The sequence below is a fragment of the Citrobacter sp. Cpo091 genome (assembly GCF_030332645.1).
GTDB lineage: Bacteria > Pseudomonadota > Gammaproteobacteria > Enterobacterales > Enterobacteriaceae > Citrobacter > Citrobacter portucalensis.
In genome coordinates, this window is the sequence record NZ_JAOWHL010000036.1 from 95,494 (window position 1) to 109,069 (window position 13,576).

General features: G+C 53.9%; 15 protein-coding genes. 4 read left to right on the top strand and 11 right to left on the bottom strand.

Annotated elements, in window-relative coordinates:
* The first annotated feature begins 355 nt into the window (after window positions 1-355).
* Complete coding sequence (gene stpA, locus OGY04_RS14500; RefSeq protein ID WP_008785604.1) at window positions 356-757, top strand: DNA-binding protein StpA; 402 nt, start codon at window positions 356-358, stop codon at window positions 755-757.
* A 35-nt stretch (window positions 758-792) separates the two neighbouring features.
* On the opposite strand, the gene OGY04_RS14505 is transcribed toward stpA, so the two are convergent.
* From OGY04_RS14505 to OGY04_RS14515, 3 genes are all read right to left on the bottom strand, one after another.
* Entirely contained in the window at window positions 793-972 is a 180-nt protein-coding gene (locus OGY04_RS14505) for a GDFGVC terminal motif YodC-like protein (protein ID WP_003825999.1), read from the bottom strand.
* A 90-nt stretch (window positions 973-1,062) separates the two neighbouring features.
* Entirely contained in the window at window positions 1,063-1,590 is a 528-nt protein-coding gene (locus OGY04_RS14510) for a rhodanese family protein (RefSeq protein WP_286585445.1), read from the bottom strand.
* 9 nt (window positions 1,591-1,599) lie between these two features.
* On the bottom strand, window positions 1,600-1,899 hold the full coding sequence (locus tag OGY04_RS14515) for an ArsR/SmtB family transcription factor (protein WP_003037247.1): 300 nt from the start codon (window positions 1,897-1,899) through the stop codon (window positions 1,600-1,602).
* A gap of 183 nt (window positions 1,900-2,082) precedes the next feature.
* Between OGY04_RS14515 and OGY04_RS14520 the strand changes: the two genes are divergently transcribed.
* Window positions 2,083-2,241, top strand: a complete 159-nt coding sequence (locus tag OGY04_RS14520; protein ID WP_003037242.1) for a YqaE/Pmp3 family membrane protein — start codon at window positions 2,083-2,085, stop codon at window positions 2,239-2,241.
* 95 nt (window positions 2,242-2,336) lie between these two features.
* Entirely contained in the window at window positions 2,337-2,786 is a 450-nt protein-coding gene (gene lysM / locus OGY04_RS14525; RefSeq protein WP_003037241.1) for a peptidoglycan-binding protein LysM, read from the top strand.
* A gap of 12 nt (window positions 2,787-2,798) precedes the next feature.
* On the opposite strand, the gene csiR is transcribed toward lysM, so the two are convergent.
* The 7 genes from csiR to OGY04_RS14560 form a co-directional block, all read right to left on the bottom strand.
* Window positions 2,799-3,485 carry a DNA-binding transcriptional regulator CsiR gene (gene csiR / locus OGY04_RS14530; RefSeq protein ID WP_032944692.1) on the bottom strand — a complete coding sequence of 229 codons (687 nt, stop codon included), beginning with the start codon at window positions 3,483-3,485 and terminating at the stop codon, window positions 2,799-2,801.
* A gap of 45 nt (window positions 3,486-3,530) precedes the next feature.
* Window positions 3,531-4,931: a GABA permease gene (gene gabP, locus OGY04_RS14535; protein WP_003839698.1), complete on the bottom strand. Its 1,401-nt coding sequence runs from the start codon at window positions 4,929-4,931 to the stop codon at window positions 3,531-3,533.
* Window positions 4,932-5,078: 147 nt separating this feature from the next.
* Window positions 5,079-6,362: a 4-aminobutyrate--2-oxoglutarate transaminase gene (gene gabT / locus OGY04_RS14540; RefSeq protein ID WP_008785600.1), complete on the bottom strand. Its 1,284-nt coding sequence runs from the start codon at window positions 6,360-6,362 to the stop codon at window positions 5,079-5,081.
* A 25-nt stretch (window positions 6,363-6,387) separates the two neighbouring features.
* The gene (gene gabD / locus OGY04_RS14545) at window positions 6,388-7,836 is read right to left on the bottom strand and encodes an NADP-dependent succinate-semialdehyde dehydrogenase (RefSeq protein WP_103285675.1); all 1,449 of its coding nucleotides are present in this window, start codon (window positions 7,834-7,836) and stop codon (window positions 6,388-6,390) included.
* A 23-nt stretch (window positions 7,837-7,859) separates the two neighbouring features.
* The gene (gene lhgD, locus OGY04_RS14550; protein ID WP_234096574.1) at window positions 7,860-9,128 is read right to left on the bottom strand and encodes an L-2-hydroxyglutarate dehydrogenase; all 1,269 of its coding nucleotides are present in this window, start codon (window positions 9,126-9,128) and stop codon (window positions 7,860-7,862) included.
* A 17-nt stretch (window positions 9,129-9,145) separates the two neighbouring features.
* Entirely contained in the window at window positions 9,146-10,123 is a 978-nt protein-coding gene (glaH, locus tag OGY04_RS14555; protein ID WP_003037221.1) for a glutarate dioxygenase GlaH, read from the bottom strand.
* Between the two features lie 248 nt (window positions 10,124-10,371).
* Window positions 10,372-10,974 carry a short chain dehydrogenase gene (locus tag OGY04_RS14560; RefSeq protein WP_008785596.1) on the bottom strand — a complete coding sequence of 201 codons (603 nt, stop codon included), beginning with the start codon at window positions 10,972-10,974 and terminating at the stop codon, window positions 10,372-10,374.
* 98 nt (window positions 10,975-11,072) lie between these two features.
* Between OGY04_RS14560 and OGY04_RS14565 the strand changes: the two genes are divergently transcribed.
* Window positions 11,073-11,969 carry a LysR substrate-binding domain-containing protein gene (locus OGY04_RS14565; RefSeq protein WP_048215709.1) on the top strand — a complete coding sequence of 299 codons (897 nt, stop codon included), beginning with the start codon at window positions 11,073-11,075 and terminating at the stop codon, window positions 11,967-11,969.
* 91 nt (window positions 11,970-12,060) lie between these two features.
* On the opposite strand, the gene OGY04_RS14570 is transcribed toward OGY04_RS14565, so the two are convergent.
* On the bottom strand, window positions 12,061-13,575 hold the full coding sequence (locus tag OGY04_RS14570) for a tripartite tricarboxylate transporter permease (RefSeq protein WP_003826025.1): 1,515 nt from the start codon (window positions 13,573-13,575) through the stop codon (window positions 12,061-12,063).
* Window position 13,576 lies beyond the last annotated feature (1 nt).

The following is a 13,576-nucleotide window of genomic DNA, read 5'->3' on the forward strand; positions in this document are numbered from 1 at the left end:
TGTTAATTAAAGTCTTTTTAGATCAAAGAGTTATTGTTGCTTGTTTTTCTGAATTTTTTGCGCTCCTTTTCTGAATGTTGACTGATGTGCAATAGGTATACTCGTTGGTTCCACGAGATGCTGTGGCTTGTTTCTTAAGTGACGCGCTGAGACACCTTGCAGGTATATTCAAAGCTGTAATCAGGGTAATAGAATATATTGTCTAGGCGATAGCAGAATGGATGCTATAAATATCAGAGTTGGCTATTTGTTTAATGATAAACGAATAAATTAGACTGGAATTATAATAATCAGTTGCATACAATATTTAGCGTAATACCATTTTTATGTTTTACGTTAAAGAGGTTTTGTTAATATGAGTTCAATGTTAAAAAACTTAAATAATATCCGGTCGCTGCGTGCAATGGCTCGTGAATTTTCCGTTGATGTACTGGAAGATATGCTTGAAAAATTCAGGGTAGTGACCAAAGAACGGCGCGATGAAGAAGAACAGCTACAGCGCCAACGTGCAGAACAGCAGGCAAAAATTAATGCCTTGCTGGCACAGATGCAGGCAGACGGGATCAGCCCGGAGGAGCTGCTGAGCATAACACCTGCGACGGCACGTTCAGTTAAAAAACGCCAACCGCGCCCGGCGAAATATCGTTTTATCGATCTCAATGGTGAAACGAAAACATGGACCGGACAAGGTCGCACACCGAAGCCAATTGCCCAGGCGCTGGCGGCCGGCAAATCTCTTGATGACTTTTTGATCTAATTGCGAAGGCGGTGAGGAGATCCCACCGCTTATTTTCAGCAAACGCCGAAATCACCCTCTTCGGTATATCGCGTGACATCAGCTGCTTTCAGCGTGAATTTATCACCGCTTTCATTACTCGCTTGTACCGCCACAATTTGATCGTCATTGACTTCAACAACCTTCAGTTTTGGACCGCCCATACGCGGTTGAACCAGATCGCCAGGTTTAAACATATTGTTGCGCTCCTTTATTTATCATTTATCGCAGAACTCACCATAGATCACGTCAACCGGCGGGTACAGTGCTGTTTCAATGATTACCGCTTAATGAGTACGTCGGTTCCAGGGCATGATGTCCAGTAATCGCGCCATACCGCAAAAGCCGGTTACGCCAGCGAGTATCAGCCCGGCGCCCACAAAACCGCTCAGCAGGAAGAAGGCGCTGCTAACGCTATAGCCCAGAATAACGCCGAGTAGGGCAAGGCTGCCTGCGGCTATCTGCACCTGACGCATCAGCGGTAACGGTTGTGAACTGTCTTTCGCCACCGGCAACCCTGCGGCTTTCCAGCCGTCAATTCCACCTTCCAGCAACCAGACCTGCGTGGGTGCGGCGATGGCGCTCAGTTTTGTTGCCGCATTTTGTGTACGTTTGCCTGACTGGCAGTGAAAAATCACCTGCTCGGCGCGTAAATTCGCTGGCAGCGATCCCTGCTCAAGCGTGGGTAATGGCGCCAGATGTGCCTCAGGAATATGCTCGTGCAGATACTCGTCAGCATCGCGGATATCAATCAGTTTTGCACCCTGCGCGACCAGTGTCTGCGCCTCGCGTGGGGAAATCGTCCCAATAGTCATGATGGCTCCTTATGGGCAATACAGTGTTTTTAATGTGGCGATCAGCGAATTCACGGCCGCATTTTTAATGGAGTAGAGGATGCGCTGGGCATCGCGCTGGCTTTCTATCAGACCTTCTTCACGCATACGCGCCAGATGCTGGGATGTGGCGGAAGGACTAAGGCCGGTAACACGGGCTAACTCACCCGCGCTGGTACCGGGTGAACCACAGAGCATGCACAAAATCAGCAACCGTTTCGGGTTACTCATCGCTTTTAGCAGGGCGGCAGCCTGTTCAGCGCTGGCCTGGAGTTGTTCAAGTTCAGTCATATGTATTTAAGCATTATCTAAATTAAGCGTATTCTAAAATAAGTAACCAACGTACGCCAGCGTAAAGAGCGTAAAGGAGGGTAAAACAGCCGCGGAATACTGGCAGAGTTGGGTAGAATGGCTACTCTTAGAGATAAAATCTCTTTTTAAACAATGATTAATTTTTGCTTGTAGGGAGTGTGCATGGGTTTCTGGAGAATCGTTTTTACTATTATTCTGCCCCCGCTTGGCGTGCTGCTGGGGAAGGGGTTCGGCTGGGCATTTATCCTCAATATCGTTCTGACGCTGCTGGGCTACATTCCTGGTTTGATCCATGCCTTCTGGATACAGACGCGTAATTAATTCCTTTCAACTACGGCGCTTTGGCGCCGTTTTCTTTGTGCCCCTTTCTCCTCTGCTACACTTTTGGGTGTTGATTGTTAATTACCGAGGTGGATATGGGACTCTTCAATTTTGTAAAAGATGCAGGTGAAAAACTGTGGGATGCGGTCACTGGAAACCATGACACAGCCGATCTGGCAAAAAAAGTGCAGGAACACCTGAACAAAACCGGCATCCCTGATGCGGATAAAGTGGACGTGCAAATTAACGAAGGCAAAGCCACGGTTTCTGGTGATGGATTAAGTCAGGAAGCAAAAGAAAAAATTCTGATCGCGATTGGTAATATCTCTGGTATCGCCAGCGTAGATGATCAGGTTAAAACCTCTGCACCCGCGAGCGAAAGCCAGTTTTATACCGTGAAATCTGGGGATACCCTGAGCGCTATTGCCAAACAGGTTTACGGTAATGCCAACCTATATAACCAGATATTTGAAGCGAATAAACCAATGCTAAAAAGCCCGGATAAAATCTATCCTGGGCAGGTTTTACGTATTCCGGAACAGTAATGTTATTCAGGCTTATTGCGTCAGTAATTTACCGGACATAGCCTGTTGAATAATCGGAATCGGCGTCAGCAAGTGCTGGCGCATTAATTCGCTGGCGCACGTGGCATCACGTGCCAGAATCGCTTCGGTCAGCGTCTTGTGCTGATCGTGTTTGTCTTCCAGCATTTCAACCGACAGCACCGTTTTACGTAGCCAGATAAACCGGTAGCGCGCCGCCAGAGAGAACAGCCGTTCGCGCATTTGCAGCAGATATTGTGAACCACAGCCAGCGACAATCGCCGAGTGAAATGCCTGATGGCGCTGATCCCACTCGTCGAGCATCTGTTCGCTGGCGTCAATGGCTTCAAGCTTACTGAGCATATGCGCGCGCGCCAGAATTTCAGCTTCCCAGGCGTCGTCGCCGCGTTCAATGGCCAGCGCGACCAGCATGGCTTCCATATTGGCGCGGGCATCGAAAATATCGAGCAACTCCTGCTCTGACATCGGGGCGACACGATACCCTTTCTGATTAACCACTGTCACTAACCGCTCGGCAACTAACTGCGAAAGCGCTTCGCGCAGCGGTCCCACGCCTAGCTCATAGCGGGAGGTTAGCAGACTCATACGCAGTTTTTCATCAGGCTGATACACACCGCGGATGATGTCGTTCTTCAGCCAGCGGTATCCATCAATGGCCGTCGGTTGGGGAATGGCGGTCATGGTCATACTCCTGAAAGGATTTCCCGGCCTGCGCCGGGAACAGGTTTAATGCGTATTTTGCAATGGTGCTTTTTGCCACGATAGCAGTTTTTTCCAGCGTGACATAATGGGCACGGTGCAAATAATTCCTATGGCTAACAACCCGGTAGAGATAACTTCCAGCTGTTGGGCCGGGCGAAACAGCATGACCACCAACACAAAGATAATAAACGCGATGACCAGCCAGGTAAGCCACGGATAGAGCCACATTTTCAGTTTAATTTCACCGCCTCGCGCCAGCAGGATTTTGCGCATCCGCAGTTGAGAAACGGCAATGACCAGATACACCAGCAGCGCGATGGCACCGGAGCTGTCGATCAGGAATTTAAATACCTTGGCCGGGGCGTAATAGTTGACGATGACGGTGAGGAACGCAGCACCTGTCGACAGTAATACCGCCACATAAGGCGTTTTGCTGCGGTTCGTTTTACCCATAAAGGCGGGGGCATCGCCACGGCGGCTAAGGGAGTAGAGCATACGCGATGACGTATACAGTGCGGAGTTAAGACAGCTGGTCACCGACAGTAAAATGACGCAGTCCATGATCAATTTCGCGTGCGGGATATGCAGTAGCTCCAGCACCGAGCGATAAGAACCGACTTCTTTCAGGCCCGGCATGTTCCACGGGATCAGCGCCACCACCACAAAAATAGAGCACAGATAGAAGATAGAGATACGCCAGATAACCGAGTTGGTGGCGCGAACGATATGTTTATCCGGGGTATCGGATTCGGCGGCGGCGATGGTAACTATCTCTGCGCCCATAAAGGAGAACATGGTGATCAACATCGCGCTGATCACGGCGCCAAAACCGTTGGGCATAAAGCCGCCCTGATCCCACAGGCGTGAAACTCCGCTAACATCGGCATAAGGGTAGAAACCGCTAATCGCCGCCGCACCGAGGGTAATAAACGCCAGAATGGCAATCACTTTGCACAGCGCCAGCCAGAACTCGAATTCACCGTAATTTTTAACGCTCAGTAAGTTACTGCCGGTTAACGCCAGCGTGATAACCAGAGAAAACAGCCAGATAGGAATGCCCGGTACCCAGGAGTGCAGAATGATGGCGGCAATATTCGCTTCCAGAGGGATAACTAACACCCAGAACCACCAGTACAACCAGCCGATGGTGTAACCCGCCCACGGGCCAATGGCCTTATCGGCGTAAGTGGAAAAAGAACCGGTATCCGGGGTGGCAACGGCCATTTCGGCCAGCATGCGCATAATCATCACCACCAGCAATCCGGCGAACAGATAGGCTAATAATACTGCGGGACCGGCTTCTGCAATCGCCACACTTGAACCGACGAACAGACTTGCGCCGATTACCCCGGCAATAGACAGCATGGTGACGTGGCGTGATTTCAGCCCGCCCCCTAAATCATGTGATTGTGACACTTGCCCCATCTTTAAACCTCGTTATTGTTATTGACGTCGCTTCCTGCACCTTACCCGTAGGCCCGGTAAGCGTAGCGCCACCGGGCATCACAACATTGCCGGATGGCAGCGCTTGCGCTTTATCCGGCCTACAATTTCCCGTTTTTATTCGGGGGTTTAACCCTGCTTTGCCTCGGCAAAACACTGGGCGATAATGTCCAGCCCCTGGCGGATTTGCGCATCTTCAATGGTCAGCGGGACAAGAATGCGCAGCACGTTGTAGTAAGGTCCGCAGGAGAGCAGGATCAGTCCTTTCTCGCGTGCACGCGCCACCACTTCCGCAGTCAGTTTGGCGTCTGGTTTCGTGTGGTCGCCGTTTTCGAACAGTTCGATAGCAATCATCGCGCCCAGCCCGCGTACGTCGCCAATCTCGCGATGGGTTTCCGCGATAGCCAGCAGGCCTTCGCGCAGGGTTTGTCCCAGCTCGTTGGCTTTTTGCAGAAGATTTTCCTGTTCAAAAATGTTCAGTACCGCCAGCGCGGCGGCGCAGGCAATTGGGTTACCGGCATAGGTACCGCCCAGACCGCCCGGTGGGATTGCGTCCATGACTTCGGCGCGTCCGGTCACGCCCGCCAGCGGGAAGCCTCCGGCGATGGATTTGGCGAAGGTGGTGAGATCGGGCGCAACGCCCATCTGCTCCATGGCAAACAGCGTACCGGTACGGCCCGCACCGCTCTGTACTTCATCGGCAATCAGCATGATCCCGTGTTCGTCACAAATGGCGCGCAGCCGTTGCATAAAGGAAGGAGAGGCTGCGTAAAAGCCACCTTCGCCCTGAACGGGTTCAATCACGATGGCGGCGACGTCTTCTGGCGCGGCATCGTTTTTGAAAATGCGGTGAATGCTGGCGATAGCATCATCTTCACTGATGCCGTGCAGAGGGCAAGGATAAAGCGCGCGATACACGTGGCCCGGCATCAGCCCCATTCCGGCGGAGTACGGATTGACTTTCCCGGTCAGTGACAGGGTGTAGTGGGTACGACCGTGGTAAGCGCCGCTAAAGGCGATAGTCCCCGTACGCTTGGTGGCGGCGCGGGCGATTTTCACCGCGTTTTCTACCGCTTCAGAACCGGTGGTCACCAGCAGGGTTTTCTTGGCGAAATCACCCGGCACTTTCTTATTCATGATTTCACACAGCTCCAGGTACGGCTCATAGGCCAGCACCTGGAAACAGGTATGGGACAGCTTTTTCAACTGCGCTTCTACCGCAGAGACGATCTGCGGATGCAGGTGACCGGTGTTCAGCACCGCAATACCGCCAGCAAAGTCGAGGAATTCCCGGCCTTCAACGTCCCAGACCCGACAGTTTTCTGCCCGCTCGGCAAAAATAGGGTGGATCTGTCCTACGCCACGGGGAACGGCGTTGCTGCGACGTTGCATAAGTTCTTTGTTGGTGCTCATCAGGTGTTCTCCAGTATTTGTTTTATTAAAGGCCGATGCACATATATTTGATTTCTAAGTAGTCTTCGATGCCGTATTTTGATCCTTCACGGCCAAGACCGGAGGCTTTTATCCCCCCAAACGGGGCGACTTCGTTGGAGATAATGCCGGTGTTAATCCCGACGATGCCGTACTCCAGCGCTTCGCCAACGCGGAAGACGCGGCTTAAATCACGGGCATAGAAATAGGCGGCCAGACCAAACTCGGTGTCGTTGGCCTGAGCGATGACGTCAGCTTCGTCTTTAAAACGAAACAGCGGAGCCAGCGGGCCGAAGGTTTCCTCTTTGGCGACCTTCGCGTTATCAGGCACATCTACCAGAATGGTGGGCTGGAAGAAGTTACCGCCGAGCGCATGAGGTTTACCGCCCGCGATAATGCGTGCGCCTTTATCCAGAGCGTCGGCGATGTGTTCCTGCACTTTGGCTATCGCTTTCTCGTCGATCAGTGGCCCGGTGGTGACGTCAGGTTGTAGACCATCGCCGAGATGCAGCTTGCTCACCGCCTGCTGGAGTTTTTCAGCAAAGCGCTCATACACGCCGTCCTGCACGTACAGGCGGTTGGCGCAGACGCAAGTTTGCCCGGCGTTACGGAACTTCGATGCCAGCGCGCCTTCCACGGCTTTATCGAGATCGGCATCGTCAAAGACGATAAACGGCGCATTGCCGCCCAGCTCCAGCGATACTTTTTTGATATCTTTGGCGCACTGCTGCATTAACTGACGGCCGATTTCGGTCGAGCCGGTAAATGACAGCTTGCGCACCAGCGGGTTGCCGGTCAGCTCGTTACCAACCTCGCTTGCAGAACCGGTCACTACGCTGAAAACGCCTGCCGGGATCCCGGCGCGATTAGCCAGTTCTGCCAGCGCCAGTGCGGAGTAAGGGGTCTGGCTGGCGGGTTTAAGCACCATCGTACAGCCTGCTGCCAGCGCCGGACCTGCTTTACGGGTGATCATCGCTGAGGGGAAGTTCCACGGCGTAATCGCGGCGGTAACGCCGATCGGCTGCTTAATGACGATCAGACGCTTATCGGCCTGATGGCCAGGGATCGTATCGCCATAGATGCGTTTGCCCTCTTCGGCAAACCACTCAATAAATGAGGCGGCATAGGTGATTTCGCCTTTGGCCTCCGCCAGCGGTTTACCCTGTTCCAGGGTCATCAGGCGGGCGAGATCGTCCTGATGCTCAATCATCAGGTTGAACCAGCGGCGCAGGATATTGGCTCGCTCTTTGGCGGTCAGCGCACGCCAGGCTGGCAGGGCGCGGTTAGCGGCGTTAATCGCTTCGCGGGTTTCATCTGCCCCCATTTTAGGTACGCTACCCAATTGCTGACCGTTGGCGGGATTGGTCACTGCGATGGTCTCGCCGCTGTTGGCGTCACGCCAGTTGCCGTCGATCAGTGCCTGCTGGCGAAATAATGTTGGATCGTTAAGTTGCATGATTGCTTCCTGTCTTAATCGGTTTAACGGGTAAATGCGGCGTGTAATGTCTCCACGCTACGTGCCGCACGCAGCGTGCGTCCGGGGTTACTCTGGTTCTCCAGCAGCGTATGTACTTTGCTGACAATATGTGCGCCGATAGGGATTGCCGACGTTGCTGCCGGAGAAGGGGCGTTACAGGTGTGAATTGAGCGTGGCGTGGTGACAAACAGAAAATCGTCGATAAGCTTGCCATCAGGTGATACCGCCTGTGCCCGTACGCCCGCAGGCCACGGCTGCAGATCCTTAAGCGTCAGGCTCGGGCAGTACTTTTGTACCAGCCGCAGATAACCGCTTTTGCACAGCGAATTCTTCATTTCGCCAAGCCCTGAGCGTAGGTTGTTTTGCAGCACGCGGCGAATACCGGAAGAGCCGAGGATCTCCAGCGTATCGCTGAGCGAGAAGTCACGTTTACGGTAGCCTTCACGTTTAAATGCCAGTACCGCGTTGGGGCCGACGGTGACGCTGCCGTCAATCATCCGGGTCAGATGAACGCCGAGAAACGGCATCGCCGGGTCGGGGATGGGGTAGATCAGATGGTTAACTATCTGGTTATGTTCTGGCGCCAGGCGGAAATATTCGCCACGGAATGGGCAGATGATAAAGCCTGGTTCAACGCCGAGCATTTTCACCAGTCGGTCCGCCATCAGGCCAGAACAGCTAATCAGCGTCGCGCCTTCATATTCCTGGCCCTGACGGGTACGGACAATCACGCCTGCAGCATGCTCTTTCAGCGCGCTGACCTCGGCGTTGTAAATAATTTCACCGCCTTTGGCCTGGAAAATCTTCGCCATCGCGGCGGTGACTTCGCGGTAGCTGACGATCCCGCTCGACGGAACAAAAATGCCGCCCAGTCCGGTGATATTGGGTTCACGCTCGCGAAGTTCCTGCGCATTTAGCCATTCGCGCTCCAGACCGTTAGCGGCGGTGCGATCCCAAAGCGCGCGCATGCGCTCCATTTCCAGAGCGGAGGTGGCAACCAGCATTTTTCCGCAGACGTCGTAGCGGATGCCGTTTTGGTCGCAAAAGGCTTTTGTGGCGCGATTTCCGGCCAGGCAAAACTGTGCCTTTAGGCTGCCGGGGGTGTAATAGACCCCGGCATGAATGACGCCGCTGTTGTGGCCCGTCTGGTGACAGGCCGGGCCGGACTCTTTTTCCAGTAGCGCGATTTTGGCGTCCGGATAGACATCAATCAGCTGCATGGCGGTCGACATGCCGATAATGCCGCCGCCAATAATCACAAAATCATACATCCGCTTTTCCTTCGCGCTTACTGATGGGTCTGGTAGTGGTTGGTCGCGTACGCAAAATAACCACGTTGGCGCATCAGTTCGCGGCGCAAGTCCGGATGCGAAGTGAAACGATCGCGCCCGTGCAGCCAGAACAGGTTGTTGATCAGCAGGAATTTACCCACTGAAACCGGAACGGAAATAATGCTCTTGCTGGTTTCCAGCGCATCGGACAGGTCACTCAGCCAGACGCCTTCTTCATAGTCTTTTGGCTGGACGAACTGGTCGATGTAGCGCATTACCGGGCGGCCCTGCTGGTCAACGTCAAATACCGGATGGAACACTTCCTGACTGACGTTTTTGCTTGGCGGTGCGGCAAAGCGCATGGCGCGACGTGCCAGAGGATGGGTAAAGTACTGATCCAGATGCTCCCAGTCGTCGAGGTGCAGCAGCAGCGAGTTACCGCCGGTCATGTTCTGCTCGTCGATCTTCATCATCAGCACGTAATCGGTGATTTCTTCGAGGTAGGTTCCGTCGTTGTGCAATTCCATTACTCGGTGAGGCTGGCGCAGATAGCTGTCTGAGTTATCGACGTTTTTCACCACAAAACGTGCGTAATATTGACCGCTCATCGCATCAAAATTAGAGCGTCCGATGAGGTGCGCTACCGCCGTTGCCAGCTTGACCATCTCTTCCGCCTGCGCCACGTCGTCTACGCCAACGGCATTGATTAGCAGTGCGCCTTCGGCACGATCGAGCAGGGTTTTCAGCAGCAGGGGCTGTAACTGATTGCCGCACAGGTCGTCGAGGATCTTGCCCACTTTGAAGCGCAAGAAGGATTTGTATTCCAGCGCCTGAACCGGCCACTGCGCGACGGCCTGCAGAAATTGCTCAGTGGTCTCAGCAGAAAAAGTCAGCTCCAGCAGGCGTGGGGATTGGGCTGACGGTTTCAGCGTGAAACCGCTGTAGTGCTGGGCTGGATCTTCAGCGTTCGGTTTTACGGCAGTCAGTGCGTTCATCAAATCGTTCCTCTCAGTAGATTGTCAGGGAGATATGGCGCAGCTCGTTTCGTAGCCATAAATTAAAAATATCTACATTTTTGAAAAACGCGCACAGAATGAGCTTGTTTGTTTATTATTTGTGATCAAAAGCAACAATTATTTAACATTATGAAGGGTGTGGGTTAATGCGAGGAAAAAGATAAAGTATTTTAAAACAGTGGGTTAATCACGCTGCCGCTGGTGATGTGTCAACGGCAGCGGCAAAGTCAGTAACCGACTTTATAAATACGCCCGGTTTGGATGCCTTCCACACTGCGGCGGTAGGCGTTGGCGACGGTGGTGGCTGGCACGCTTTCAAAGCCCGGGAAGAAACTGTCGTAAGCTTCGGCGGACTCACTCAGCACGGTCGGACTTATCAGGTTAATGCGTTGACCATGGCCCAGTTCACAGGCCGCGGCGCGAACAAATCCTTCCAGCCCGGCATTGATCGTTGCGGCGTTTGTCCCCTGGGCGATGGGCTCGTGGGCGATAATGCCGCTAATTAACGTTATCGATCCGCCATCATTCAGGAAATGCTGCCCGGTTAATGCCAGGCGTATCTGGCCTAATAGCTTATCCTGAAGCCCCTGATTAAAGTCCTGGTCGGTCATGGTCGACAGCGGCCCAAAGAACAGATTACCGGTGGCGGAAACGATCGCATCTACCCGACCGACTTTTTCAAACAAGGCCTCGACACTTTCCTGCGAGGTGATATCGACCTGGTAATCACCCTGAGTGCGACCCACGCGGACCACCTCATGTTTACGGCTCAATGCTTGCGTAACTGCGCGACCCACTGTACCACTGGCACCAATAATGACGATTTTCATAACCACCTCCGCAATAGTGTGAGCCGCTATTCTTTAATGAAAATGAAATCAGATAAACTGGCTAAAAGTTAGATGATTACTAACCAGGGGTTTGTAATATGGATAAACTGCGCGGCATGGAAACGTTTGTCGCCGTGGTGGAGAGTGGGAGCTTTACTTCTGCGGCGACGAGGCTCGAGATGTCTGCGGTGATGGTGGGAAAATATATCACCCAACTGGAAGCGCAGCTCGGCACGCGTTTGCTGGAGCGCAATACGCGCCGCCAGAGTCTGACCGATGCCGGACGCGTCTATTTTGAAGAAGCCCGTCGCGTGCTGGAGCAGGTATCGATAGCCGAACGTTCGGTAGAGCGTCTGCGGCTGGCACCTGCGGGGACGCTGCGCATTAGCGCGCCCACTTCTTTTGGCGCTTGCGTGATCTCGCCGCTGGCCGCTGCGTTTTTACAGACCTGGCCAGAGGTGCGTATTGAACTGGATCTCACCAACCGGATGGTTGATCTGGTGAATGAAGGTGTCGATCTGGCGATCCGCATTGGCGATATCCATCAGACTGACGTGGTGGCGAAATACCTGTGTCCCTACCGTATGGCAATTTGTGCTTCGCCAGATTATCTTGCCCGCCATGGCACCCCCCGGACGCCCGTGGATCTGGTGGATCATCTGTGCCTGTCTCATACCGTGTGGACGGCTCGAAACGAGTGGATACTGCCTGGCGTGACGGGGGAGGTCAGATGGAAGCGCGATGCGATCCTGCGCTGTAACGATGGTCATGGCCTGCGTATGGCGGCAGTAGCGGGGGCTGGGCTGTTATTGCAACCTGAGGTGCTGCTGGCGCAAGAACTGGCTACGGGGAAATTGATTCGGATCCTGGAAGGGTTTACGCCGCAGCCGCGGCCAATTCATTTGCTGTGGCGACAGGATTTGCGTCCGTTGCCTAAGCTGACACGGTTTGTTGAACATGTGCTGGAAGGAACGCAGGGGCTGCGCGGAAAATAAAAATGCCGGATGGCGTTGCACTTATCCGGCCTACAACCGAGCCAAATTGTAGGCCGGATAGGGCGCAATAGCGCCGCCATCCGGCATATTATTAACCGATATCCACCTGCGGTTTGCTGTTGCGTTTACGGATCATGCGCAGCACCGGCGGGACCACGATAACCAGTACCGCCATCACCAGCAGCACTTTCGCCACGCCGCTGGCCCACAGAATATCCATACTGCCGTTACTGATAGACAACGCCCGGCGCAGGTTCTGCTCCAGCATTTCCCCGAGAACGAAGCCCAGAATCAATGGCGACATTGGGAAGTGCATTTTACGCAGGATGTAGCCCAGCACGCCAAGGGCGACCATCAATACCAAATCGAAGGTGGTGCTGTGAACGGCGTACACGCCAACCGCGGAAACTGCCGCGATAGCCGGTACCAAAAACCACAGCGGGATGGTCAGCATGCGGGTAAACAGACCGATCAGCGGAATGTTCATCACCAGCAGCATTACGTTAGCAATCAGCAGCGCTGCAATCAGTCCCCAAACGATATCCGGCTGCTCGGTAAACATGGCTGGCCCCGGGGTGATGTTGTACAGCGTCAGCGCGCCCATCATCACCGCCGTGGTACCGGAGCCCGGCACGCCGAGCGTCAGCATCGGAATAAAAGAGCCACAAGCCGAGGCGTTATTGGCGGCTTCTGGCGCCGCTACGCCACGAATATCCCCCTTGCCAAAGCTGTCGCTGTTGCCGCTGAGCTTTTTCTCGGTCATGTAGGTGATGGCACTGGCAATGGTGGCGCCAGCGCCAGGCAGAACGCCGACGAAAAAGCCAATCACTGATGAACGCAGGGTGGCCCCTACGCACTGTGCACCTTCTTTGGCGTTGAACAACATGCGGCCCGTTTTACGCACCAGCGTCTGGCCACTGCTGGTATGTTCCAGCATTAACAGTATTTCAGAGACAGAGAACAGCCCAATCACCACCACGATAAACTGCACACCGTCGGAGAGATGGACACTGTCAAAAGTAAAGCGATAAACCCCGGTGTTGGCGTCTACGCCGACGGTCGCAAGTCCGAGACCGATAAGCGCTGCCAGAAATGATTTCAGCGGATTTTGCGCCATCATGCTGCCGAGACAGGCAATGGCGAAAACCATTAAGGCAAAGTATTCCGCCGGACCGAAGGCCAGCGACCATTGGGCTAACGCCGGGGCAAACAGAATGATGCCCCCGATGGCGATAAGCGAACCAAAGAAAGAGCTGACCGCCGAGATAGAGAGCGCCACGCCGCCGCGTCCTTGCTGCGCCATCGGGTAACCATCCAGCGCGGTCATAATCGCCGCCGCATCGCCAGGAACATTCAGCAGAATGGAGGAGATGCGCCCGCCATATTCACAGCCTATGTAGACTGTAGCCAGCAGGATCAGCGCGGATTCTGCGGGCAGATGCAGCGCAAAGGCCAACGGCAGCAGAATCGCCACGCCGTTGATCGGCCCAAGGCCAGGCAACAAACCCACAATGGTGCCGACAAAACAGCCTATCAAGGCGATGACCAGGTTTTCCGGCGTCATTGCCACCGCGAAACCCTGAGAAAGATAAATCCAGGTATCCATC